The organism is Rhizobium sp. KNZ14-9A (genome assembly GCF_056755015.1).
This window is the reverse complement of sequence record NZ_JBPGXB010000002.1, coordinates 2,256,578-2,276,893: the sequence shown is the minus strand read 5'-3', so window position 1 is coordinate 2,276,893 and position 20,316 is coordinate 2,256,578. Positions and strand designations below refer to the sequence as shown.

The following is a 20,316-nucleotide window of genomic DNA, read 5'->3' as shown; positions in this document are numbered from 1 at the left end:
AAATTCATTCAGGCACGTGGATCTTGTGTTTGATATGCTTGAGGTTCGCAACGATCGTAAAGGTCATGATCACCAGCAGGCACCACGAACTCCACTTGCCGATATGCACGGTCGACCACGCGCCGATCTGGTTTGGATAGCGCCACACGCCGAAGAAGGTGCTGATATTCTCCGCAAGCCAGATGAAGAAGCCGATCAGGGCGAAGGCGAGAAGCAGGGGCATCTTGCGGTCTTGATCATAGGGCCTGAAGATGACTGTGGTGCGCGCATAAAGGCCGAGCGTGCAGGCGGCGATATACCAGCGATAATCGCCGATATAGTGGTGGGTGAAGAAGTTGGCGTAGATCGCCAATGCCGTGAGCCCGGCCATCCAGTAGGATGGATGGTGTCTTACACGCAGATCAAACAGGCGCCAGGCCTGGATGACATAGCTGCCGACGGCCGCGTACATGAAGCCGGAAAACAGCGGGACGCCGAAGAGCTTCGTATAGGCGAAATCCGGATAGCTCCAGGATTGGATGCTGCCGGACGTCTTGAAGACCTCCAATGCAAAACCGACCACATGGAAGACGGAAATCGCCTTCAACTCATCGATGGTCTCGAGTTTTGCCCAGACCATCCAGGCCTGGATCGCAAGAGCGATAATCAGCAGCAGATCGTAGCGCGGGATACCGACGAGGCCTGCACGCGGCACCAGAAAAACCGACAGAAAAAACAGACCCGCGAAGAGGCATGCCGCGCTTCCTTGACTCCGAAATAGAAGAATTCGACGACGAAGCGTTCGATGCCATTGCGCGGAAGATCGGCCGGTCGGTCGATCAGATGCCTGTCCAGTAGAGGGAGCAATCCTTGAAGTGCGGCAACTTTCGGCATGTTCTTGCGAGTGATCCCGAGACTCGTTTCGAAGCAGTAGGAAGCTATCAGGCTCGGCTAGGCCAGGACAGCGCCAGCTTGATAATTTGCTGCATCGCAATTAGGCGTTCAAATCAGTTGAGATCATGGTGGTCGATTGCAATTGAGCGGAACGATTCAAGGCAGGCAGTTGCAGCGCCTCGCAGCCCTATTCCTGATCATCATTTCGGGCCTGCTGCTCAGGCGCTTCGGCTACTCCGTCGATCTGCCCTTCGTCGTCGTCAAATATGGTGGTTCGCTGCTTTGGGGATCGATGGTGTATTTCCTGCTGGCATTTGCTATTGGAGGCCTTAGTACAAGAATTCGGCCTACAGGAATTGCCACCATCGCACTCGTTGTCGCCATATGCGTCGAGCTCTTCCGACTCTACCACACCCCCTGGCTCGATGCCTTCAGATTGACGACCGCAGGCGCCTTGCTGCTAGGGCGGGTATTCTCGCTCTGGAATATTGTCGCATACGCTTTCGGAATAGCGGTCGCTTATGCGCTTGATCCGGCGCGTAGGCATTCATCGCCTTCGAGGCCCTAACGCGGCGTTACGAAGCCGATGAAGCCACGGCGCGGCCGCCACGTGCTCGTCCTTGCCCCTTCTTCCGGCTCCGCCCGATCGGCTTGTAGGAGCGATAGAGGATCAGCGCGATGATCAGGCCGACATAAATATACTGTTCGAGGTCGAGGATCTTCGTGGACAGTGCAAAGTGCAGCGCGGCACAGGCACCGATGATGTAGATGAGGCGATGCAGCCAGATCCAGTTCTTGCCGAGCCGGCGGATCGAGAAATTATTGGATGTGACGGCGAGCGGCACCAGCATCGCCAGTGCGCCCATGCCGAACATGATGAAGGGGCGCTTCACCACATCGTTGATGACGGCCGCGATATCCAGCGCCTGATCGAGCACCATGTAGACGGTGAAATGCATCAGTGCGTAGTAGAAGGTCAGAAGGCCGAGAGCGCGGCGATAACGCAGATAGTTCCAGCCGAGGAGATCTCGGGCAGGGGTGACGGCAAGCGTCAGGATCAGGAAACGGATCGTCCAGATGCCGAGAAAGAGCTCGAATGTCTTCACCGGGTCGGCACCGAGTTGATCCGTCGCGCCGAGATAGAAATACCAGGCGGCGGGCACGAGCCCGACGACATAGAGCAGCCAGACGGACGCCGGCTGCCAGCGCTTCGGAATGGCGAGCGAAAACGCCGTCATCAGAAATTGACCCTCAGATCCATGCCGTCATAAAGGCTGGCAACTTGGTCGGCATAGCCGTTGAAGGGCAGGGTGGGGTGGCGGTTGGCGCCGAAGAAACCGCTTTCGCCGATGCGCCGCTCGGTCGCCTGGCTCCAGCGCGGATGGTCGACTGCAGGGTTGACATTGGCATAGAAGCCGTACTCCTGCGGGTTTGTCACCTGCCAGGTATTCTTCGGCTGCTGATCGGTGAGCGTGATGCGCACGATCGACTTGATGCCCTTGAAACCATACTTCCATGGCACGACGAGGCGCACCGGCGCGCCATTCTGGTTCGGCAGCGTTTCGCCATAGAGCCCGACGGCGAGCAGCGTCAGCGGATGGCGTGCCTCGTCCATGCGCAGGCCCTCGACATAGGGCCAGTTCAGCGACTGGAAGAGGCCGGCTTGGCCAGGCATCTCTTCGGGGCGCACAACGGTCTCGAAGGCGACATATTTGGCGCTGCCCTGCGGCTCCACCTTGTCGAGAAGTGAAGCAAGCGGAAAGCCGTTCCACGGAATGACCATCGACCAGGCTTCCACACAGCGCATGCGATAGACGCGCTCCTCGATCGGGAACTCCTTCATCAGCACCTCGATATCGAAAGTGCCGGGCTTGTTGACCATGCCGTCGACCTTGATCGTCCAGGGCAGCGGCTTGAACTTGCCGGAAAGTGCTGCGGGATCACCCTTGTCGAGCCCGAATTCGTAGAAATTATTGTAGGCGGTCACGTCTTTGGTCGGCGTCAGCTTCTCATCGACCGTGTACTTGCTCTTGACGGTCGTCAGTGCTGCCGCACTCGCCTTGCCAGCGCCGTAGAGCGCGATCGCACCAAACGTCGCAGCGCCGAGAAATTCCCGGCGCTTCAGGTAAATCTCGCGCGGCGTGATTTCCGAGGAGCGGATTTTGGGCGGACGATAGGCTGGCATATCGAATTCCTCCTGGGCGGGGCGGCCCGTGTGAATCTTTAGACGCAGATAGCGCGCTTTGGGTCAGTGTGTATGCCTTGAATCTTAGAGACGAAAAGCCAATTTTTTGTGTTCGCCCGTGATGGAGTAGACCGTAACAAAAGTGCCCTAGTATCCGTATATGCCTGATGGTGCCGCCCGTACCGCTTTGGGCATTCCCGGTAGTGACAGCTTGGGCCGATTGGATTAGGACAATTCCAAAAAGCAGCGACTGCCCGGCCTTCGCAAATCCTTTGCCGCCCCGCATCGCCAGACAATTCCTGGATATTGAGGAAGACACCGATGCCAGCTTATCGTTCCAGAACCACGACCCACGGCCGCAACATGGCGGGCGCGCGCGGCCTTTGGCGCGCCACGGGCATGAAGGATTCGGATTTCGGCAAGCCGATCATCGCTGTGGTGAACTCCTTCACGCAATTCGTCCCCGGCCACGTTCACCTCAAGGATCTCGGCCAGCTCGTCGCCCGCGAAATCGAAGCGGCCGGTGGCGTTGCCAAGGAGTTCAACACGATCGCCGTTGATGATGGTATCGCCATGGGTCATGACGGCATGCTCTATTCGCTGCCCTCGCGCGAGCTGATCGCCGACAGCGTCGAATACATGGTCAACGCCCACTGCGCCGACGCCATGGTCTGCATCTCCAATTGCGACAAGATCACCCCCGGCATGCTGATGGCCTCGCTGCGCCTCAACATACCCACGGTCTTCGTATCCGGCGGCCCGATGGAGGCCGGCAAGGTCGTCCTGCATGGCAAGACCCATGCGCTCGACCTCGTCGATGCCATGGTCGCTGCTGCCGACGACAAGATCTCCGATGAAGACGTCAAGATCATCGAGCGTTCGGCCTGTCCGACCTGCGGTTCATGCTCCGGTATGTTTACCGCAAACTCCATGAACTGCCTGACGGAAGCACTGGGCCTGTCGCTGCCCGGCAACGGCTCGACGCTTGCAACGCACGCCGACCGCAAGCGGCTCTTCGTTGAGGCCGGCCACCTGATCGTCGATCTCGCTCGCCGTTATTACGAGCAGGAGGATGAGAAGACCCTGCCGCGCGTGATTGCCTCGAAGCAGGCTTTCGAGAATGCCATGGCACTTGATATCGCCATGGGTGGTTCTACCAACACCGTTCTGCACATTCTGGCGGCTGCGCACGAGGGCGAGGTGGATTTCACCATGGCCGACATCGACGCGCTGTCGCGCCGCGTTCCCTGCCTTTCCAAGGTCGCGCCGGCCAAGTCCGACGTTCACATGGAAGACGTCCATCGCGCCGGCGGCATCATGTCGATCCTGGGCGAACTCGATAAGGGTGGCCTCCTCAATCGCGACTGCCCGACGGTTCATGCAGAAACGCTGGGCGATGCAATCGATCGCTGGGACATTACCCGCACCAACAGCGAAACCGTCCGCAAATTCTATCGCGCGGCTCCCGGCGGCATCCCGACACAGGTTGCCTTCAGCCAGGAAGCCCGCTGGGACGAACTGGACACCGACCGCGTCGGCGGCGTCATCCGCTCGGTCGAGCATCCCTTCTCCAAGGATGGTGGTCTTGCAGTTCTCAAGGGCAATCTGGCGGTCGACGGCTGCATCGTGAAGACGGCCGGCGTCGATGAATCGATCCTGAAGTTCTCCGGCCCGGCCAAGGTCTTCGAAAGCCAGGATGCGGCGGTCAAGGGCATTCTCGGCAACGAGGTCGTTGCCGGTGATGTCGTCGTCATCCGCTACGAAGGTCCGAAGGGCGGCCCCGGCATGCAGGAAATGCTCTATCCGACGAGCTACCTGAAGTCGAAGGGTCTCGGCAAAGCCTGCGCGCTGATCACCGACGGCCGCTTCTCCGGCGGCACCTCCGGTCTCTCTATCGGCCACGCTTCACCGGAAGCTGCTAACGGTGGCGTCATCGGTCTCGTGCGCCAGGGCGACATGATCGACATCGATATCCCGAACCGCACCATCAGCCTGCGTGTCAGCGATGCGGAGCTTGCCACCCGCCGTGCCGAGCAGGATCAGAAGGGCTGGCATCCGGCCGAGCCGCGCAAGCGCAACGTCTCGACCGCGCTTAAGGCCTATGCGGCCTTCGCAACCAGTGCCGACCGTGGCGCCGTTCGCGACCTGAACGCTCGTTAAACTGTTTTATTGAAAAATGCTTGGAGCCCCTGACTACAGATCAGGGGCTCTTTCATTTTCAGAGATGCCGCGTTTCGGCCGGCACGGTCCACCAGCTATTGTTCCTGCCATCGAAATATTGCACCGGTGCTTCCGCAAGTTCGGCGGGATCGAGATCGTCGAGGCAGGCGAGATTGATCGAGACATAGGCGCCGCCGACCGCCTCGACATAACCGTCACCATAGGCCGGCACCCCGCAATTGGCGCAGAAGCGGTGATGGCCGGAGAAGGTGCCGAACTGGTAATCGCTGATGCCGGTCTCTTCGCACAGAAGGCGGAAATCCTCGGGCTTGATATTGGCGCCCCAGTAGCGGCGCTTCCAGCAGATCGAGCAATTGCACTTTCCGGTTCCGGCCTGAAGGTCGATATCGGCCTCATAGCGGATTCGGCCGCAATGGCAGCTTCCGTGATAGGTCTTCTTCATATGCTCCTCCTTGCGAGTTGCTGCATCATATGACAACATATTGTCATCATTAACACATGACAATATGTTGTCAAGATGACGAGAAAACGTACGCCTGATGGCGATGCCTTTGCCGCCCTCTCCATCGCCGTGATCCGCCTTTCCGCCCATTTGCAGGCTGAAGGCGACGCGCTTGCCAAACCTGCCGGGCAGACCAGCGCGCGCTGGCAGGTGCTTGCTGCTGCCGACCACGCGCCGATGTCGGTTGCCGATACGGCGCGTGCGCTCGGCCTTGCCCGCCAGGGCGTGCAGCGGATCGCCGATCTTCTTGAAGGAGAGGGGCTGATTACCTACCGGGCCAACCCGGTCCACCAGCGTGCCAAGCTGATGGAACTGACCGAGGCGGGGAGGAAGGCGCTTGCCGACATCTCCGGCCGCCAGGCTGTCTGGGCAGACGAACATGGCGCTACTTATGGCGAGGAACGTCTGCGCCAGGCCGCAAGCCTCATCAACGAGATGATTGCCGATTTCCAGGGCGGCCGGGGAGATCAAGACTGAACCCTTAGAGGGGCCGATTGATGTTCTTGTAGGTTTCGCCGAGCTGCTTCAACCGTTCCTGATAGGCAGCACCAATGCAGGCAGCATCCGCGCCACAGGCCTGCCGCTTCTTCAGCCACGCTGTCTGCTCGTCCTGCAGCGTACCGCGTGCGCCCATGGCCAGCAGTCCCGACAGCAGCTCGAAGGTCGTCACCATCTTCACATCAGCGTCGTTGAGCGACCGGTTCTCACAGATCACCTTCTCATCCGGCTGCAGCTCCTTTGCATCGCAGTTGAAGCTCGCTGCCTGCGCGCCTTGTGGTGCAAACGTGAGAAGCGTGGCCCAGGCTGCGGCTAATAGGATGGTGGTCTTCATGGTCTCTCCTGCTGCAAGGACACGCTGTTTCGGTCTCACGGCAAAGATGATGCAGGTCCGTTTTATGGCAAGGATCAAACCCGTCCGCCAGCTTTCAAGACGGTGTCCCTGCACGGTGACTATGTCCTGCTTTTGAGCTTAGATATCAGTAACCTGCTTGATTTTCCTGATTCAAATTCCCAAATCCGTGATGCCTCGATCTTCCATGCTTCCGCCCTCTTTCCTTTCTAGCGTCGGGCGCTACAACATTTTTCTTGAGAGCATTTCAAAAGGATTCCCATGCAAGGCCTGTTTAAACACGCCTCCGTTTCTCTTCTGGCATTCACGCTCCTGCTGCCGGCGGTCGCCGAAGCGCAGACCAAGACCGTGCCGGAAAGCCAGATGCAGATGCAGCTTTCCTTCGCGCCGCTGGTCAAGCAGACCTCGGGTGCTGTCGTGAATGTCTATGCCGAAAAGACCGTCCAGCGTCAGTCGCCCTTTGCCGGCGACCCCTTCTTCGAACAGTTCTTCGGCCAGCAAATGCCGAACCGTTCCGAAAAGCAGTCTTCGCTTGGCTCCGGTGTCATCGTCGAGGCGAACGGCACCGTGGTGACCAACAATCACGTCGTCGAGGGCGCCGATGATATCAAGGTGGCACTGTCAGACGGTCGCGAATTCCCCTGCAAGGTGGTCCTGCGTGACGACCGCGTCGATCTCGCGGTGTTGAAGATCGACAGCAAGACGGATTTCCCGGCGCTGCCGATCGGCAATTCCGATGCGGTGGAAGTGGGCGATCTCGTGCTGGCGATCGGCAATCCCTTTGGCGTCGGCCAGACCGTCACCAGCGGCATCGTTTCGGCGCTTGCCCGCAATCAGGTGGTCAAGAACGAGTTCGGCTTCTTCATCCAGACGGATGCCTCGATCAATCCCGGCAATTCCGGCGGCGCGCTGATGAACATGAAGGGCGAGCTGATCGGCATCAACACGGCGATCTTCTCGCGCGGCGGCGGCTCGAACGGTATCGGCTTTGCCATTCCCGCCAATCTCGTCAAGGTCTTCCTCGCCTCGGCCGATTCCGGCGTCAAATCCTTCGAGCGGCCCTATATCGGTGCGAGCTTCGATCCGGTGACCTCTGAGGTCGCCGATGCACTCGGCCTCGACAAGGCGCGCGGTGCGCTGATCGCCAAGGTCACGGCGGATAGCCCGGCAGCCAAGGCCGGCCTCAAGGCGGGTGAGGTCATCACCGCCGTCGATGGCGTCTCCGTGGAACATCCGGATGCGCTTCTCTATCGATTGACGACTGCCGGCCTCGGCAAGTCCGTGAACCTGACGGTCATGGAGAACGGGCGCGAGCAGCAGATAACGCTTGCCCTTGCCCGCGCGCCGGAAACCCAGCCCCGCGATCAGCGTACGATCGGCGGACGCACGCCCTTTACCGGTGCGGTCGTGGAAAACCTTTCGCCGCGTGTCGCAGATGAACTGAGGATGCCGCTCGATTCGACGGGTGTGGTTATCTCCGATGTCGAGGGCGGGTCTCCTGCTTCCCGGCTCGGCTTCGAGCCGAAGGATATCATCGTTTCCATCAATGGGACCGAAGTGAAAACCAGCCGCGACCTGCAGGAGATCGCCGATTCCGATCCCAGCCTCTGGCGGGTCGAGATCGAACGCGATGGTCAGCGTATCAGGCAGTTCTTCCGATGAGTGACGATCTCTTCGCGCCGCGTGTTCCGGAAGAGGTCGCCAGCCGGCGGCCGCTTGCCGATCGCCTGCGGCCGAAGACACTTGGCGAAGTCACCGGTCAGGAACATCTGACCGGTGAGGATGGCGTTCTGCGTCGGATGATCGAGAGCGGCTCTCTTGGCTCCATGATCTTCTGGGGGCCGCCCGGAACCGGTAAGACGACGGTCGCGCGGCTGCTGTCGGGCGAGGCGGGTCTGGCATTCGAACAGATCTCGGCGATCTTCTCCGGCGTTGCCGATCTCAAGAAGGTGTTCGAGGCCGCCCGCATGCGCCGCATGGATGGCCGCCAGACGCTGCTCTTCGTGGACGAGATCCATCGCTTCAACCGCGCCCAGCAGGACAGTTTCCTGCCGGTCATGGAGGATGGCACAGTCATCCTCGTCGGTGCGACGACGGAAAACCCGTCCTTCGAGCTCAACGCCGCTCTTCTGTCGCGCGCCCGGGTGCTGACCTTCAAGTCGCATGACGAAGAGAGCCTCGAGGAATTGCTGAAACGTGCCGAGACGGTCGAGGGCAGGCTACTGCCGCTGACCGAGGACGCACGCGCCAGCCTGATCCGCATGGCTGATGGCGACGGCCGCGCGGTGCTGACGCTGGCTGAGGAAGTCTGGCGCGCCGCTCGCGAGGGCGAGACCTTCGATACCGAAGGCCTGACGCGCATCGTCCAACGCCGGGCGCCTGTCTACGACAAGGCGCAGGACGGCCATTACAATCTGATCTCGGCGCTTCACAAGTCGGTTCGCGGCTCCGATCCCGATGCCGCCCTCTACTACCTTGCACGTATGTTCGATGCCGGCGAGGATCCGCTCTATCTCGGCCGGCGGCTGGTGCGCATGGCGGTGGAAGATATCGGCCTTGCCGATCCGCAGGCGCTGGTAATCTGCAACGCTGCCAAAGATGCCTATGACTATCTCGGTTCGCCGGAAGGCGAGCTGGCGTTCGCGCAAGCTTGCGTCTATCTCGCGACCGCCCCGAAATCCAATGCCGTCTATACCGCCTTCAAGGCGGCGACGATGGCCGCCAAGCAGAATGGCTCGCTCCTGCCGCCGAAGCATATCCTCAACGCGCCGACGAAGCTGATGAAGGGCGAGGGATATGGCGATGGTTACCGCTACGACCACGATGAGCCGGATGCATTCTCAGGCCAGGATTATTTTCCCGAAAAGATGGGCCGCCAGACTTTTTACGATCCGCCGGAACGCGGTTTTGAACGCGAGATCCGCAAACGGCTGGACTGGTGGGCAAAACTTCGCAAGGAGCGCAATCCGCGCTGAGATCAGGCAGCGCTAATGTCAGGCGCGCTTCTGTGCGGCCGGAGCGGTGATCAGCTTGACGGAAGAATCCGCCAGCCCGTGATGGCCTTCCATGTCGACGACGATATGCCAGTGGCCGCTCTCGGGGATGGCGAGCCTGACCGGCGACTTGCGCGCGATACCGCCGATATATTTGAAATCGAGCACTTCGGTGAACCGCTGGAAGTTCGGAGCCGTCATCAGCCGCACATTGTTCACGGCGCTCAGAGACACCTCGACGATCGTTCCGGCGCGCTGTTCCTTGATATCGTAATGGGTGAAGCGGAAGTTCGGTTTCGGCATTGGTCTCGCGGCACATATAGTCTCTGCAAGCGGGACTCTATCAGGATGGCAGTTAAGGAAAAGTTGGAAATCCTGGGCCTGATGCCGCTCCTGCTGTTTCAAAATGGCAGGAACGGCACAGTATTTAGTGGATATTGCCGGTGTTACGCGCAAGAGGTGCAAAATCGAGCACTATGCCCGTTGCGGCGCGGCAGATCTCATCGGGATTGTGGTTGCACTCTTCCGCGGCGAAATGAAGGGCCGCGGCTTCATTGATGAAGAGACCGCCGACGAGCCCCTCCCGATCCTGGACGATCCAGCGGCCGCCCTTGTCGCGACCGACGGTGAAGCGAGCCGGGCGAGGAGTGAGGGGAGCCGAAATCTGCCGGCGTTGCTGTGCATTTGCCATTGTCGTGATCCTCGATCCGGCGCTCACTGGGAAATAAGATGGAAGCTCATCTGCACGAGCCCGGCGAAAGCCATAACGGCGCCGAGCCGCGGTGCGACGGCAACCAGGCCGGCAAACAGTGGATGGGAGGGATCGGCCGCATGGGCGCTTACGCCACGTTGCAGCGGGTCGGTCTCGGCATTGATATCAGTCAGGCGTGACATCGTTTGTCCTTTCGACGTCTAACTCAACCGCCGTTTGAGTGTCGCGGCGGTGTCACGCTCATCAAGATAGATGCTGGCGGATAGGGTTTCCATTTGGCGCCGGAAGCGAAAATATTAAAATCTCATAGGGATAGCGCCATGCGCTGAGCGCTGCCGCCGACAAAAGGAGAAAGCGCAGCTACGATCGCGAAGCGGCTTTCGGCCTCTGCCGGTACGAGTGGCAAGCGAAGATCGGGCTTCGTGCCGCGCAGAACCTCCAGCGCATATTTCAGCCGGGCTGGATCACTCTCCGAACCCAGTGCAGTCATGAGCGGATTCAGCCTGTCGCTGAGCGCCAGCGCTGCGGAAATATAGCTCCCATGGGCCGCCTGCTGCAGCGATGTGACGAGACGCGGGAGGATATTGGCAGCCGCCGACACGATGCCGTCGCCACCCGCCAGATGAAAAGAAAGCGCCGTTCCGTCATGGCCGGACAGGAAACGGAAGCGGTGCCGCAGCGCCGCCGGCACGTTGGCGAAGCGGGCGATATCCCCGGTCGCATCGATGATGGCGACAATCGCTTCGAGTTCGGCAAGTCGCTCCAGCGTTTCCACCGTCAGGTCACTCGCCGTGCGTGCGGGCGCGTTCTCGATCAGAACAGGCAGATTGCTTGCCGCAGCGATTTGCTGGAAATGATGGAGAATGCCCTTCTGCCCTGGCTTGGAATAATAGGGTACGGTGATCAGCACAGCGCGGGCACCGCATTCTTCCGCATCCCGGATAAACGCGATCGTACTCTCGGTGCAATTGGTTCCGGCCGCGGCGATCACCGGAATACGGTCCGCCGCGGCCCGGATGCAGATGTCGAGCACCATGCGGCGTTCCTGCGGTGAGAGGCTCAGCCCTTCACCCGCCGCCGTGCAGAGAGCGAGTCCATCGACACCGCTCAGCACCTGCCATTCAACAAGAGCTTCCAATGCTGCGCCGTCGACTTCGCCGTTGCGGAACGGCGTGACGAGCGCAGTGATCGCGCCACCCGGGCGCAGTCTTCCTATGCTGTTCATGATGGGGCCTCAGAGCGAGCCGAGGATTACATAGAATTCGACGCAGGCGAGCACGATGCCGAAGATCATCAGCGCCTGGGCCGTACGCTTCTCACGCATCTGCCGCTTGCCGCGCGTAATGCGGTAGGGGCGAAGCGGCAAGTATCGGGGGGACATGACATCTCGCATGGCGGTAACCTTTGCTGTTGTGGCAAAGGCTACTGCCGTCTCCGATAGGAAATCCATTCGGAGTAGAGATCGAAGATATAGGAATCGCATAAAGAGGGGCTGTCACCCGCCGTGCTGGTTTTCCCTGTCGAGCTCCGTCACTAGCGCCAGCACGACTTCCGACACGGGCGTCGGCACATTGGCAGTGCGCCCAAGCGCGACGACCATGCCGACAAGCGGCACGATTTCCAGCGCCTTGCCGGCCAGCAGATCCTGCAGCATCGACGTGCGTACCGCCCCGATATGGCGCGACTGCTCCAGCCGCTCCTCGATGGTGATGCTGAACTTCGCACCCAATGCACTGCCGACGGCGCGTACTTCCTTCATGATCTTGCCGACCGTGTCGAAGAGTGCGGGATTTGCCATGATGTCGGTCATCAAGGCGCGCGTCAGGGCGCTGAGAGGATTGAAAGCCGCGTTGCCCGTCAACTTGCTCCAGATCTCGTCGCGAATGCGCGGCGTGGTCGAGACATTGAGGCCCGCCCTGGCAAAGAGGCCGGCAACGGTTTCGAGATCGGTCGACATCTCGCCCGACGGTTCGCCAAGCACGAAACGACCAACATTGGAAAGGCGGATCTCACCGGGATTGACGACTTCCGCGCCCTGCAGCGCCACGCAGCCGATCACCCGTTCCGGACCGATCAGGCTCCACAGCTTGCCGCCGGGATCGAGTTCACCGAGCTGCAGCTCGGCATGGCCGCTTTGCGTGTCGCGATGGAAATACCACCAGGGAATACCGTTGAGCACCATGACCACGCGTGTGCCGTCCTTCAGCAGCGCTGCCATGCCCTCGGCTGCCGGGCCGAGCTGATGGCCCTTGAGGCCGGTGATGATGAGGTCTTGCGGCGGTAGTGCCGCCGGATTGTCCGTTGCGGTGATCCGCACATTGATCGGCCTGTCGGCATCGGCCTCATGAAGTGAAAGACCGCCTTCACGGATCGCCGCGAGATGCGCACCCCGCGCGACGACCGAGACGGTCACGTCATCGCCGAGCCGGCTTGCCAGCTTGACGGCAATTGCGCCTCCGAGTGCGCCAGCTCCGTAGATGCAAATGGATTTGATAGTCATACCTTGCCTTTCCGCATTCGTGATGACGCCCGTAGATTTAGGTCATCGCGGCGCCAGCGCGAGTGAAAATCTTGCCGATGTGACGATCTTCACGCCGAAATGAACGAAGCGCGCCGGAGGGCGCGCTTGTTGCTGTGGGGAAAGTCAGGCCTTCTCAGCCGGTCTGCCCGAAGTCCGTGGAGACGGCGAGTTTGCGCCACTGGGCCAGTTCCTTTTCCACGCTGGCATGTTCTTCCTCGATCTTGGCAACCGTATCGCTGCCGAAAGGCATGCGCAGCGGCGGGTTGGCCGAGCTCACCATTTCGATGATGCCGGCGGTCAGCTTGGCTGGGTTGCCCGGCTGGGAATGGTTGGCGCCGGCTGCGAAGTCGCGCATGTTGCCGGCCGGCGTGCCGACATAATCAGGAATGGAGGCTGGGCTGATTGCCAGCGAGTTGTCGTGCAGGAAGTCCGTGCGGAAGAAGCCGGGCTCGATGATCGTGACCTTGATGCCGAAGGGTTCGACTTCGGTTGCCAACGATTCCGACAGGCCTTCGACGGCAAACTTCGTGGAGCCATAGACGCCCCAGCCGGGGAAGCCGTAGTAGCCGCCGATCGAGGAGAAGTTCAGGATATGGCCGGAGCGCTGGCGGCGCATATAGGGCAGCACGGCGCGGGTGACCTTCAGCAGGCCGAAGACGTTGGTGGCGTAGATCTTTTCGATCTCTTCGGCCGTTGCTTCCTCGACCGCGCCGAGCAAGCCGTAACCGGCATTGTTGGCGAGGATATCGATGCGGCCGAAGCGGGCAACGGCGGCAGCGGCAGCTTGCCTGGCCTGTTCTTCATTGGTGACGTCGAGGGCAACGGCAAGCAGGTTCGGATGATCGCCGAACTGTTCGGTGATGTTCCCAGGGTTGCGGGCGGTGGCAACGACAGCGTCACCGCTGGCAAGAGCATCCTTGGTCATCAGCGCGCCGAAACCACGCGATGCACCCGTGATAAACCAGACTTTCATGGCAATTCCCTTTCCTTGAGAGTGTTTGTTTCAGCAGTTCGTTGCTGACGGAGAGGAATTTGACGCAAATCGCGCTCATGTATAAGATTTGTTATTTGAGAGACTATGATGAGTGAAATTCAGTAATGAGAGCGACCGAACTTTCCGAAATGGCAGCCTTCGCCGCTGTCGCCAGGCACAAGAGCTTCCGCAAGGCAGGAGAGGAGAGGGGTGTCACCGCCTCCGCGGTCAGCCACGCCGTCCTCAATCTGGAGGACCGCATCGGCATCCGCTTGCTGAACCGCACGACCCGCAGCGTCTCGCTGACGGAGGCCGGCGAATTGCTTCGCTCTCATCTCGATCCGGCCTTCGGCGAGATCAGTTCTGCACTCGATGCGCTGAACCGTTTCCGCGATACCCCCTTCGGCCGTGTGCGCATCAATGTCGGCAATTCCATTGCGCCTTTCGTCGTCGGCCAGGTCATCGGGCCGCTCCTGATGAAGAACCCCAATCTGCAGCTCGAAATCGCGGCAACGGACCGGCTGGTGGATATCGTCGAGGAAGGTTTTGACGCCGGTATCCGGTTCGGCGAACGCGTGACGGAGGGTATGATCGCCGTGCGCATCAAGCCGCGCATGCGCCTCGTCGTCGTCGGCTCTCCCGCCTATTTCGAAACCCGGCCAAAGCCTGAGACGCCGCATGATCTGAAGCGCCATATCTGCATTCAGAACATGTTCCCCTCGGGTGCGCGTTACCCCTGGGATTTTGAGAGGGACGGCCAGGCCATCACCTTCCACCCGACCGGCCCGCTCTCGCTCGACGACCACGAATTGATGACGGCAGCGGCATGGAGCGGCGTGGCGCTCGCCTATGTCTGGGAGGGCAGGGTGGTGCCGCTGATTGCGAGCGGCCAGCTTATCCAGGTGCTGGACGAATGGTGCCAGCCGGAGGAGCCGCTCTACCTCTACTATCCCAGTCGGCGGCATATTTCGGCGGGCTTCCGGACAGTGATCGATGCGATCCGCGGCGAGTGAGTATCAGAGTTTGCGGAATTCCAGCCGGTAGACGACATCCTCTCCCGTGACAGAATCGATGCCGGGTGCATCGCTGATGACGAGCATGTCGCCCTCGATATGCACAGGGCGTATAAGGGGCCGCTCCCATGTCGGGTTCCAGGCGGCCTCGACATGATGGATCACTTTGTCGCCTTCCAGAGTATAGGCAGCGGTGTAAGCCAGCATCGTATCGAAAAGTGCGGCCTTTTCATTGTCGTTGGGGGCTTTGCCGTTGGGTTTCGGCCGGCGTCGGTTGGTGACGAAGGCCATCATCCGGCCGTCGGCGTGATAGGCGATGTATCCAATGGGATCGGCACCCATGGCGTCGCTGACTTCTCCCGTCGCAACGACGGTTCGCGTCCACGAGATCATGCGCCACGTCCCGAGTAGGGCGGCTCTGTCCATGATCTTCCCCTCCTTAAAGTAGTTTAGCACAACTAGAAATACGGGCTACGAACTTATGCGATCAGTCAAAACTCCCTTTTGACTCTCGGTGGTGAAGTGGTGAAGATGCACTGCACCAAGGAAGAACAGCGCCGGAGGGGCGAATGAGAAAACCGTTTTTTTCCGCTGTCAGTCGGTGGAAAGTGGGATGTCGCGCAGCGCTGCTGTCAGCGCTTGCAGCCGTGGTGCTGTCTGCCTTTCCGCTGGAAATATCGGCGCAGGAAATGTCGGCACAGACACCCGCCTCCCGGGAGCAGGTCGAAAAGCTACTTTCCCGCTGGAAAGAACATTTCAAGGGCGCTGAGACCCTTAGGGACCGGCGCACCGCGTTCCGCGACTTCATGGAAACGCTGCCGGAGCCGACACGCATCCAGATCCGGCGTGTCGATGCTGGCGGGGTTGAGGCTGAACTTCTCTGGCCGGCGCGCCTTCATCATCCGATCGGACGGCGTGTGATCCTGTTCATTCACGGCGGCGGCTTCTACAGCGGCTCCATTCGCAGCCACAGCCTGCTTGCCGGCTCGCTTGCCAAGGCCGCTTCCAGCGACGTATTGCTCATCGATTACCGGCGGGCGCCGGAATATGGCTATCCAGCGCAGGTCAACGACGCCTTGAGCGCCTACCGCTATTTGCTTGATAGCGGCTACAGCAACGGAAATATCATTGTTATGGGCGATGGCGCAGGCGGCAATCTCGCAATCGAAACCGTGCTGCTGCAGATGCGCTCCAGACAGCCGTTGCCGGCCGCCGTCGTGGCGCTCAGCCCGATCACTGATCTGGCGGCATCAGGCGCATCGGTCACGTCGAATGCCGCCAACGATCAGGTACTGGACAAGAATGTGCTGGAGGCGCTGCGTAAAGCCTATCTTGGCAACAATTCCGCGACGGATCCCGACATTTCGCCGCTATATGCCGATTTCTCGGGTTTTCCGCCATTGCTGCTGCAAGTCGGTTCCGGCGAGCTGCTGCTCGACGATACGCTGCGACTTGCCGACAAGGCGCGCAAGGACGGCGTCGATGTGACGGCCGAGGTCTGGCCGGGAATGCCGCATCAATGGCAGCTTTTCCCATCAGTGCTTGATGACGCCGACAAGGCCGGCCAGAAGATCGCCGAATTCGCGATCACGCATTTCGCAGACCCGCCGGCACAGTAGGACCAATCCAAAACCGCGCGACCGCAGCTCTTACGAGTGGTTCGAATTCAGCCCTTCGATCGGCCGGCCGATGGCGAGATTCTGACGAAGCTTGGGATCGAGCCGTTCGGCATAGGCATGATCGGGCGCAGCACCCAGCGCATCCAGCATTTTGGAGAAGAAGCAGCGCGCTGCCGCCGCCGCGGTGACGTCGAAGATCTCGGCGTCGCTCAGTTGAAGGCGCTTCAAGCCATCGATGTCCTGCTGGGTCACCGAGGTCGCATCGCGTGCCACCTTGGCGGCAAAGTCCATGATTGCCCGCTCGACGGCATCGATGGGCGCTTTTTCGCTGCCACCGGCGACTGCCGAAAGACTGTCATTGGTAAAACCGTCGCGCAGCAGCACGGAACCATGCGCCAGCATACAATAGGACGACTTGAGCTCCCTGGCCGCCGCCAGCGTCACCAGTTCATAGCGCCGCTGGCTCATATGGCCGCGAATGCTGGCAAGCAGCGTTCCCCAGTGCTCCATCACCTCGGGCCGGTGGCCGAAGGCGCGATACATATTCGGCAGATAGCCATAGCTCGCTTCAGCCGAAGCGTACATCGAAGCCGTCTTCTCGCTGGCGGAAGCATCTGGGGTACGAATGAAGGCCATGGTACGATCCTCCCTTGATCCACTGGGAGAATAGAGCGGCGTCCGGCGACATCAATCTGCCCACCCATCGCTTTCCGCAAAATGGATGCCTGGTGCCTCAGCCGGCCGCCTGGCTCTGCCGCTGGCGGTAGAATGGCAGGATATGGTGTTCCGTCAGCGGGGCCATGATGATCTCGCCCGGTTCAGATGGCGATATCCAGCGGACCTCCTCGATCTCGGCCGTTGCGTGGATATCGTCATCGTGCACATGCAGCAGGAAAACATCGGCGATGACCACATGATCCGGTTCGTTGGCCGCCGTCGCCTGAAACTGACCCAGGAATTCGAGCTCCGCAGGCGTCGCGGTGACGCCGATCTCCTCTGAGAGTTCGCGCATCAGGGCTTCCTCGGGCGTCTCTCCGGGCTCGATCTTGCCGCCCGGCTGCATGAAGGCCACGGTGCCGCGCTTGCGCACCAAAAGCGTACGGCCGTCGCTCCGCAACAGGAGGGCGGCCGATATTCTGATTATCTTCGTCATACACAAATCTGACCGGATTCGCTGCCGCAATTCAACTGCCGTAGTCGGATCGGCCGTTTGTCAAAACTCGCCTGACCGCCTATATCAGCGGCTCAGAAACAGCAAGTGGATGTGACAATGTTCCAGGCGGCGTCGATCGAGGTGGATAACAAGGCCGAGTTCTATCGAGAGCTTGCCCAGCAGCTGCGGGGTCTGCTCGAAGGCGAGCCGGATATGATCGCCAACGCCGCCAACACTTCGGCCCTGATGTACCAGATGATGCCCGATCTCAACTGGGCAGGCTTCTACCTGCTGAAGGGTGAGGAGCTCGTGCTCGGCCCCTTCCAGGACAAGCCGGCCTGCGTGCGCATTCCCGTCGGTCGCGGCGTTTGCGGCACGGCGGTCAAGGAGCGCGCCTCCATTCTGGTGGAAGACGTCCATGCGTTTCCCGGCCATATCGCCTGCGATGCCGCATCCCGCTCCGAGCTCGTAGTTCCCATCAGGAACGGCGATGAGATCGTCGGCGTCATCGATCTCGACAGCCCGCTTCCCGCCCGTTTCGATGTCGACGACCAGGCTGGCATCGAGCGATTGGCTGGAATCTTCGCAGCGGCAACCCGCTTCTGAGCGGACTGGCGTGGCGACGATCCATCGCCGCGTTTCCGGTCGAGTTTGATCCAGCTATTCGCCCTCGCGGAAATTTTCAACGAAGGCGATAGCGACGGATTAATGGAGGGCCTGGAATGCGAAACGTCTGGCAAGCATCGCCAGAGGCAAGATCGCAGCCGAGAAAAGCAGGACGATATTGTACCAGCGTGAGTACCACGGAAAAGTGGTGTCGCGCGGGAGCGAGCGCCCTACGCGATAACCGAGGATCGCGCCGAACGAATGCCAGGCAAGCACAATCAGCGAGCCGTAAGCGCCAGGGATTGAAAGCTCGACGAAGAGCCAAATCAGGCCCGCTGACACCGAAATCCCACCGATAAAATAGGCGATCGCCATCAGGCCGCGACCGAGATAGGCCATCACGACGTCAGGGCCGAACAGCAAACCGATAACGGCGGCGCAAGCGGGGCGGCGCACACGGAACGCTTCGAAAACCTGCATGAAAATCCCGGCAAAAACTCTCTGGCTCGCAATTGAGCTTCAGAGGCTGACTTGTCGCAAGTTGTATCCGATGTCGCGAAAAACGCGAGCCGCCCCCTTGCCGTCGTCAGACGATGAAAGTTGGATGGCCGATCGCAGCAGACTGCACAAATGACGAAATCTTGATCGACAGCGCTGTTTTCGGAACTCCGGCCCGGCCTATTTTCTTAGCCGACACTGATATGCGCTGCATTCGGTGTCGCCGATTATCGGTACGGGGGTAGATCAAAATGTCCCAATTTCGAAAACTGCTGGTCATTGGATCAGCTGTCATCGTGGCAATCATTGCTTCGTCCTGCACGACCAGCTCGGATAGTTCGATACAAACCGGTTCGATCGGGTATGGGCCTCAAAGCTCCGACTTTGGCCTCCGACCGGCGTGCCTCGGCGGATTTGGCAACGATCGCCCTTGCAGCTACTAGCGAGAGGCGCGGTTCTGCCCCGCAGGCCCGAATAGGCCCACTGAAAAAAGTGATGCAATAGGACGCAGGACTTTATGACTGCGAGGCCTCGCATATTATTGACAATAAGATAGGTTACGCGAAATCAGTCATTGCCTGATTGTACGAAGCCGACCTCAATTTTGGGGCGGCAGATTTTATAAGTTTTGGGAGATATGTGATGGAATATCGTCGTTTGGGAAAGTCGGGTCTGAAGGTGAGCGAGTTCTCTTTCGGATCGTGGGTCACTTTCGGTAAGCAGGTCAATGGCGGCGACGCTGTCGATCTCATGAAGCTCGCCTACGACAACGGGATAAATTTCTTCGACAATGCCGAGGGTTACGAGAGCGGCAAGTCAGAAATCGTCATGGGTGAAGCGCTGAAGTCGCTTGCTTGGAGCCGCGACAGCTACGTCGTCTCGAGCAAGGTCTTTTGGGGTGGTCAGAAGCCGACGCAACGCGGCCTGTCGCGCAAACATGTGACGGACGCCTGCCACGCAGCGCTCAAGAGACTGCAGGTCGACTATCTCGACCTCTACTTCTGCCATCGCCCGGATATTGACACTCCGATCGAGGAAACGGTGCGCGCGATGCACGATCTCGTCGCCCAGGGCAAGGTGCTCTACTGGGGAACGTCGGAATGGTCCGCACAGCAGTTGACGGAAGCCTACGCCGTCGCCCGCGACCTGCGCATCACGCCGCCGACCATGGAGCAGCCGCAGTACAACATCTTCGAACGTCAGAAGGTCGAAGCTGACTACCTTCCGCTCTACGACCTGATCGGCCTCGGCACCACCATCTGGTCACCGCTCGCCTCGGGCGTCCTGACCGGCAAATACAATGACGGCGTACCGGCCGACAGCCGCATGAACCTGCCGGGCTACGAATGGCTGAAGGAAAAATGGTCCACCGATGCCGGCCGTGCCCAGCTCGCCCAGGTTCGCGAGCTTGCCAAGCTCTCGAACGAGATCGGCCTGTCGATCACCCATCTCGCCCTCCTCTGGTGCCTTGCCAACAAGCATGTCTCGACCGTCATTCTCGGCGCATCGCGTGCAAGCCAGCTGCAGGACAATCTCGCGGCCCTCTCGCACAAGGATAAGGTGACATCAGACGTGCTGGAGCGGATCGACAGCATCGTAGGAAACAAGCCGGAAGCACCGCGTCGCTTCTAGGCAAG

Annotated in this window: 26 protein-coding genes and 1 pseudogene; 10 read left to right on the top strand and 17 right to left on the bottom strand. The window is 60.1% G+C overall.

The annotated features are described in order from the left end of the window. Positions 1-4: 4 nt before the first annotated feature. Positions 5-873 (bottom strand): annotated as a pseudogene (locus ACR9ZQ_RS17995) (DUF817 domain-containing protein). Between the two features lie 142 nt (positions 874-1,015). Here ACR9ZQ_RS17995 and ACR9ZQ_RS17990 point away from each other — a divergent pair. Next, positions 1,016-1,441, top strand: a complete 426-nt coding sequence (locus tag ACR9ZQ_RS17990; protein ID WP_481428469.1) for a ribosomal maturation YjgA family protein — start codon at positions 1,016-1,018, stop codon at positions 1,439-1,441. 7 nt (positions 1,442-1,448) lie between these two features. Here the strand turns inward: ACR9ZQ_RS17990 and msrQ are convergent, their stop codons facing one another. Together msrQ and msrP are read right to left on the bottom strand one after the other, a co-directional pair. Next, positions 1,449-2,111, bottom strand: a complete 663-nt coding sequence (gene msrQ / locus ACR9ZQ_RS17985; protein ID WP_310383001.1) for a protein-methionine-sulfoxide reductase heme-binding subunit MsrQ — start codon at positions 2,109-2,111, stop codon at positions 1,449-1,451. Then, positions 2,111-3,058 carry a protein-methionine-sulfoxide reductase catalytic subunit MsrP gene (msrP, locus tag ACR9ZQ_RS17980; RefSeq protein ID WP_481428468.1) on the bottom strand — a complete coding sequence of 316 codons (948 nt, stop codon included), beginning with the start codon at positions 3,056-3,058 and terminating at the stop codon, positions 2,111-2,113. Before msrP ends, msrQ begins: the two co-directional genes overlap by 1 nt. A 321-nt stretch (positions 3,059-3,379) precedes the next feature. Between msrP and ilvD the strand changes: the two genes are divergently transcribed. Further along, positions 3,380-5,218, top strand: a complete 1,839-nt coding sequence (ilvD, locus tag ACR9ZQ_RS17975) for a dihydroxy-acid dehydratase (protein WP_310383003.1) — start codon at positions 3,380-3,382, stop codon at positions 5,216-5,218. Between the two features lie 58 nt (positions 5,219-5,276). Here the strand turns inward: ilvD and ACR9ZQ_RS17970 are convergent, their stop codons facing one another. Then, on the bottom strand, positions 5,277-5,681 hold the full coding sequence (locus tag ACR9ZQ_RS17970) for a GFA family protein (protein ID WP_007812912.1): 405 nt from the start codon (positions 5,679-5,681) through the stop codon (positions 5,277-5,279). Between the two features lie 75 nt (positions 5,682-5,756). Between ACR9ZQ_RS17970 and ACR9ZQ_RS17965 the strand changes: the two genes are divergently transcribed. After that, the gene (locus ACR9ZQ_RS17965) at positions 5,757-6,218 is read left to right on the top strand and encodes a MarR family winged helix-turn-helix transcriptional regulator (protein WP_310383004.1); all 462 of its coding nucleotides are present in this window, start codon (positions 5,757-5,759) and stop codon (positions 6,216-6,218) included. 4 nt (positions 6,219-6,222) lie between these two features. Here ACR9ZQ_RS17965 and ACR9ZQ_RS17960 read toward each other — a convergent pair whose 3' ends face one another. Continuing rightward, positions 6,223-6,573, bottom strand: coding sequence for a lysozyme inhibitor LprI family protein (locus ACR9ZQ_RS17960; protein ID WP_310383005.1), 351 nt, complete (start codon positions 6,571-6,573; stop codon positions 6,223-6,225). Positions 6,574-6,852: 279 nt separating this feature from the next. Here ACR9ZQ_RS17960 and ACR9ZQ_RS17955 point away from each other — a divergent pair, with 279 nt between their 5' ends. Both ACR9ZQ_RS17955 and ACR9ZQ_RS17950 read left to right on the top strand, forming a co-directional pair. Beyond that, positions 6,853-8,253 carry a DegQ family serine endoprotease gene (locus ACR9ZQ_RS17955; RefSeq protein ID WP_481428467.1) on the top strand — a complete coding sequence of 467 codons (1,401 nt, stop codon included), beginning with the start codon at positions 6,853-6,855 and terminating at the stop codon, positions 8,251-8,253. After that, a complete protein-coding gene (locus tag ACR9ZQ_RS17950; protein WP_310383007.1) occupies positions 8,250-9,566 on the top strand; it encodes a replication-associated recombination protein A in 1,317 nt (438 codons plus the stop codon). Before ACR9ZQ_RS17955 ends, ACR9ZQ_RS17950 begins: the two co-directional genes overlap by 4 nt. An 18-nt stretch (positions 9,567-9,584) precedes the next feature. Here ACR9ZQ_RS17950 and ACR9ZQ_RS17945 read toward each other — a convergent pair whose 3' ends face one another. The 7 genes from ACR9ZQ_RS17945 to ACR9ZQ_RS17915 form a co-directional block, all read right to left on the bottom strand. Next, positions 9,585-9,887 carry a DUF1883 domain-containing protein gene (locus ACR9ZQ_RS17945; RefSeq protein ID WP_113324635.1) on the bottom strand — a complete coding sequence of 101 codons (303 nt, stop codon included), beginning with the start codon at positions 9,885-9,887 and terminating at the stop codon, positions 9,585-9,587. A gap of 124 nt (positions 9,888-10,011) precedes the next feature. After that, on the bottom strand, positions 10,012-10,275 hold the full coding sequence (locus ACR9ZQ_RS17940) for a hypothetical protein (protein ID WP_037106596.1): 264 nt from the start codon (positions 10,273-10,275) through the stop codon (positions 10,012-10,014). Positions 10,276-10,298: 23 nt separating this feature from the next. After that, positions 10,299-10,478 (bottom strand): hypothetical protein, encoded by a 180-nt coding sequence (locus ACR9ZQ_RS17935; RefSeq protein WP_310383008.1) that lies wholly within the window; start codon positions 10,476-10,478, stop codon positions 10,299-10,301. 122 nt (positions 10,479-10,600) lie between these two features. Beyond that, entirely contained in the window at positions 10,601-11,521 is a 921-nt protein-coding gene (dapA, locus tag ACR9ZQ_RS17930) for a 4-hydroxy-tetrahydrodipicolinate synthase (RefSeq protein ID WP_310383009.1), read from the bottom strand. 9 nt (positions 11,522-11,530) lie between these two features. Next, complete coding sequence (locus ACR9ZQ_RS17925; protein WP_310383010.1) at positions 11,531-11,677, bottom strand: hypothetical protein; 147 nt, start codon at positions 11,675-11,677, stop codon at positions 11,531-11,533. A gap of 114 nt (positions 11,678-11,791) precedes the next feature. Further along, a complete protein-coding gene (locus ACR9ZQ_RS17920; protein WP_481428466.1) occupies positions 11,792-12,796 on the bottom strand; it encodes a ketopantoate reductase family protein in 1,005 nt (334 codons plus the stop codon). Between the two features lie 154 nt (positions 12,797-12,950). Next, on the bottom strand, positions 12,951-13,790 hold the full coding sequence (locus tag ACR9ZQ_RS17915) for an SDR family NAD(P)-dependent oxidoreductase (protein WP_310383012.1): 840 nt from the start codon (positions 13,788-13,790) through the stop codon (positions 12,951-12,953). A gap of 125 nt (positions 13,791-13,915) precedes the next feature. Here ACR9ZQ_RS17915 and ACR9ZQ_RS17910 point away from each other — a divergent pair, with 125 nt between their 5' ends. Continuing rightward, positions 13,916-14,803 carry a LysR family transcriptional regulator gene (locus tag ACR9ZQ_RS17910; RefSeq protein ID WP_481428465.1) on the top strand — a complete coding sequence of 296 codons (888 nt, stop codon included), beginning with the start codon at positions 13,916-13,918 and terminating at the stop codon, positions 14,801-14,803. A gap of 3 nt (positions 14,804-14,806) precedes the next feature. Here ACR9ZQ_RS17910 and ACR9ZQ_RS17905 read toward each other — a convergent pair whose 3' ends face one another. Continuing rightward, positions 14,807-15,229 carry a lipocalin-like domain-containing protein gene (locus ACR9ZQ_RS17905; protein ID WP_310383014.1) on the bottom strand — a complete coding sequence of 141 codons (423 nt, stop codon included), beginning with the start codon at positions 15,227-15,229 and terminating at the stop codon, positions 14,807-14,809. 263 nt (positions 15,230-15,492) lie between these two features. Here ACR9ZQ_RS17905 and ACR9ZQ_RS17900 point away from each other — a divergent pair, with 263 nt between their 5' ends. Beyond that, the gene (locus tag ACR9ZQ_RS17900; protein WP_310383314.1) at positions 15,493-16,422 is read left to right on the top strand and encodes an alpha/beta hydrolase; all 930 of its coding nucleotides are present in this window, start codon (positions 15,493-15,495) and stop codon (positions 16,420-16,422) included. Positions 16,423-16,452: 30 nt separating this feature from the next. Here ACR9ZQ_RS17900 and ACR9ZQ_RS17895 read toward each other — a convergent pair whose 3' ends face one another. Further along, positions 16,453-17,058 (bottom strand): carboxymuconolactone decarboxylase family protein, encoded by a 606-nt coding sequence (locus tag ACR9ZQ_RS17895; protein WP_113324641.1) that lies wholly within the window; start codon positions 17,056-17,058, stop codon positions 16,453-16,455. A gap of 97 nt (positions 17,059-17,155) precedes the next feature. After that, positions 17,156-17,575, bottom strand: coding sequence for an NUDIX hydrolase (locus tag ACR9ZQ_RS17890; RefSeq protein WP_481428464.1), 420 nt, complete (start codon positions 17,573-17,575; stop codon positions 17,156-17,158). Between the two features lie 117 nt (positions 17,576-17,692). On the opposite strand from ACR9ZQ_RS17890, the gene ACR9ZQ_RS17885 reads away from it, so the two are divergent. Beyond that, positions 17,693-18,181 (top strand): GAF domain-containing protein, encoded by a 489-nt coding sequence (locus ACR9ZQ_RS17885; RefSeq protein WP_481428463.1) that lies wholly within the window; start codon positions 17,693-17,695, stop codon positions 18,179-18,181. A gap of 99 nt (positions 18,182-18,280) precedes the next feature. Here the strand turns inward: ACR9ZQ_RS17885 and ACR9ZQ_RS17880 are convergent, their stop codons facing one another. Next, positions 18,281-18,661, bottom strand: coding sequence for a hypothetical protein (locus ACR9ZQ_RS17880; protein WP_481428462.1), 381 nt, complete (start codon positions 18,659-18,661; stop codon positions 18,281-18,283). Positions 18,662-18,767: 106 nt separating this feature from the next. After that, a complete protein-coding gene (locus ACR9ZQ_RS17875; protein WP_481429369.1) occupies positions 18,768-18,986 on the bottom strand; it encodes a hypothetical protein in 219 nt (72 codons plus the stop codon). On the opposite strand from ACR9ZQ_RS17875, the gene ACR9ZQ_RS17870 reads away from it, so the two are divergent. Together ACR9ZQ_RS17870 and ACR9ZQ_RS17865 are read left to right on the top strand one after the other, a co-directional pair. Then, positions 18,931-19,122: a hypothetical protein gene (locus tag ACR9ZQ_RS17870; protein ID WP_481428461.1), complete on the top strand. Its 192-nt coding sequence runs from the start codon at positions 18,931-18,933 to the stop codon at positions 19,120-19,122. The genes ACR9ZQ_RS17875 and ACR9ZQ_RS17870 overlap by 56 nt on opposite strands. A 199-nt stretch (positions 19,123-19,321) precedes the next feature. Next, positions 19,322-20,311 carry a potassium channel beta subunit family protein gene (locus ACR9ZQ_RS17865; protein ID WP_481428460.1) on the top strand — a complete coding sequence of 330 codons (990 nt, stop codon included), beginning with the start codon at positions 19,322-19,324 and terminating at the stop codon, positions 20,309-20,311. The last annotated feature ends 5 nt before the right edge of the window (positions 20,312-20,316 follow it).

Bases quoted from the DNA above. Each gene is read 5' to 3' on its own strand.
- ACR9ZQ_RS17940 (WP_037106596.1), bottom strand. From the start codon at position 10,275: ATGGCAAATGCACAGCAACGCCGGCAGATTTCGGCTCCCCTCACTCCT.
- dapA (WP_310383009.1), bottom strand. From the start codon at position 11,521: ATGAACAGCATAGGAAGACTGCGCCCGGGTGGCGCGATCACTGCGCTC.
- ACR9ZQ_RS17870 (WP_481428461.1), top strand. From the start codon at position 18,931: ATGTCCCAATTTCGAAAACTGCTGGTCATTGGATCAGCTGTCATCGTG.
- ACR9ZQ_RS17865 (WP_481428460.1), top strand. From the start codon at position 19,322: ATGGAATATCGTCGTTTGGGAAAGTCGGGTCTGAAGGTGAGCGAGTTC.
- msrQ (WP_310383001.1), bottom strand. From the start codon at position 2,111: ATGACGGCGTTTTCGCTCGCCATTCCGAAGCGCTGGCAGCCGGCGTCC.
- msrP (WP_481428468.1), bottom strand. From the start codon at position 3,058: ATGCCAGCCTATCGTCCGCCCAAAATCCGCTCCTCGGAAATCACGCCG.
- ACR9ZQ_RS17960 (WP_310383005.1), bottom strand. From the start codon at position 6,573: ATGAAGACCACCATCCTATTAGCCGCAGCCTGGGCCACGCTTCTCACG.
- ACR9ZQ_RS17920 (WP_481428466.1), bottom strand. From the start codon at position 12,796: ATGACTATCAAATCCATTTGCATCTACGGAGCTGGCGCACTCGGAGGC.
- ACR9ZQ_RS17885 (WP_481428463.1), top strand. From the start codon at position 17,693: ATGTTCCAGGCGGCGTCGATCGAGGTGGATAACAAGGCCGAGTTCTAT.
- ACR9ZQ_RS17895 (WP_113324641.1), bottom strand. From the start codon at position 17,058: ATGGCCTTCATTCGTACCCCAGATGCTTCCGCCAGCGAGAAGACGGCT.
- ACR9ZQ_RS17890 (WP_481428464.1), bottom strand. From the start codon at position 17,575: ATGACGAAGATAATCAGAATATCGGCCGCCCTCCTGTTGCGGAGCGAC.
- ACR9ZQ_RS17955 (WP_481428467.1), top strand. From the start codon at position 6,853: ATGCAAGGCCTGTTTAAACACGCCTCCGTTTCTCTTCTGGCATTCACG.
- ACR9ZQ_RS17875 (WP_481429369.1), bottom strand. From the start codon at position 18,986: ATGATTGCCACGATGACAGCTGATCCAATGACCAGCAGTTTTCGAAAT.
- ACR9ZQ_RS17910 (WP_481428465.1), top strand. From the start codon at position 13,916: ATGAGAGCGACCGAACTTTCCGAAATGGCAGCCTTCGCCGCTGTCGCC.
- ACR9ZQ_RS17965 (WP_310383004.1), top strand. From the start codon at position 5,757: ATGACGAGAAAACGTACGCCTGATGGCGATGCCTTTGCCGCCCTCTCC.
- ACR9ZQ_RS17970 (WP_007812912.1), bottom strand. From the start codon at position 5,681: ATGAAGAAGACCTATCACGGAAGCTGCCATTGCGGCCGAATCCGCTAT.
- ilvD (WP_310383003.1), top strand. From the start codon at position 3,380: ATGCCAGCTTATCGTTCCAGAACCACGACCCACGGCCGCAACATGGCG.
- ACR9ZQ_RS17880 (WP_481428462.1), bottom strand. From the start codon at position 18,661: ATGCAGGTTTTCGAAGCGTTCCGTGTGCGCCGCCCCGCTTGCGCCGCC.
- ACR9ZQ_RS17945 (WP_113324635.1), bottom strand. From the start codon at position 9,887: ATGCCGAAACCGAACTTCCGCTTCACCCATTACGATATCAAGGAACAG.
- ACR9ZQ_RS17905 (WP_310383014.1), bottom strand. From the start codon at position 15,229: ATGGACAGAGCCGCCCTACTCGGGACGTGGCGCATGATCTCGTGGACG.
- ACR9ZQ_RS17950 (WP_310383007.1), top strand. From the start codon at position 8,250: ATGAGTGACGATCTCTTCGCGCCGCGTGTTCCGGAAGAGGTCGCCAGC.
- ACR9ZQ_RS17900 (WP_310383314.1), top strand. From the start codon at position 15,493: ATGTCGGCACAGACACCCGCCTCCCGGGAGCAGGTCGAAAAGCTACTT.
- ACR9ZQ_RS17925 (WP_310383010.1), bottom strand. From the start codon at position 11,677: ATGTCCCCCCGATACTTGCCGCTTCGCCCCTACCGCATTACGCGCGGC.
- ACR9ZQ_RS17935 (WP_310383008.1), bottom strand. From the start codon at position 10,478: ATGTCACGCCTGACTGATATCAATGCCGAGACCGACCCGCTGCAACGT.
- ACR9ZQ_RS17915 (WP_310383012.1), bottom strand. From the start codon at position 13,790: ATGAAAGTCTGGTTTATCACGGGTGCATCGCGTGGTTTCGGCGCGCTG.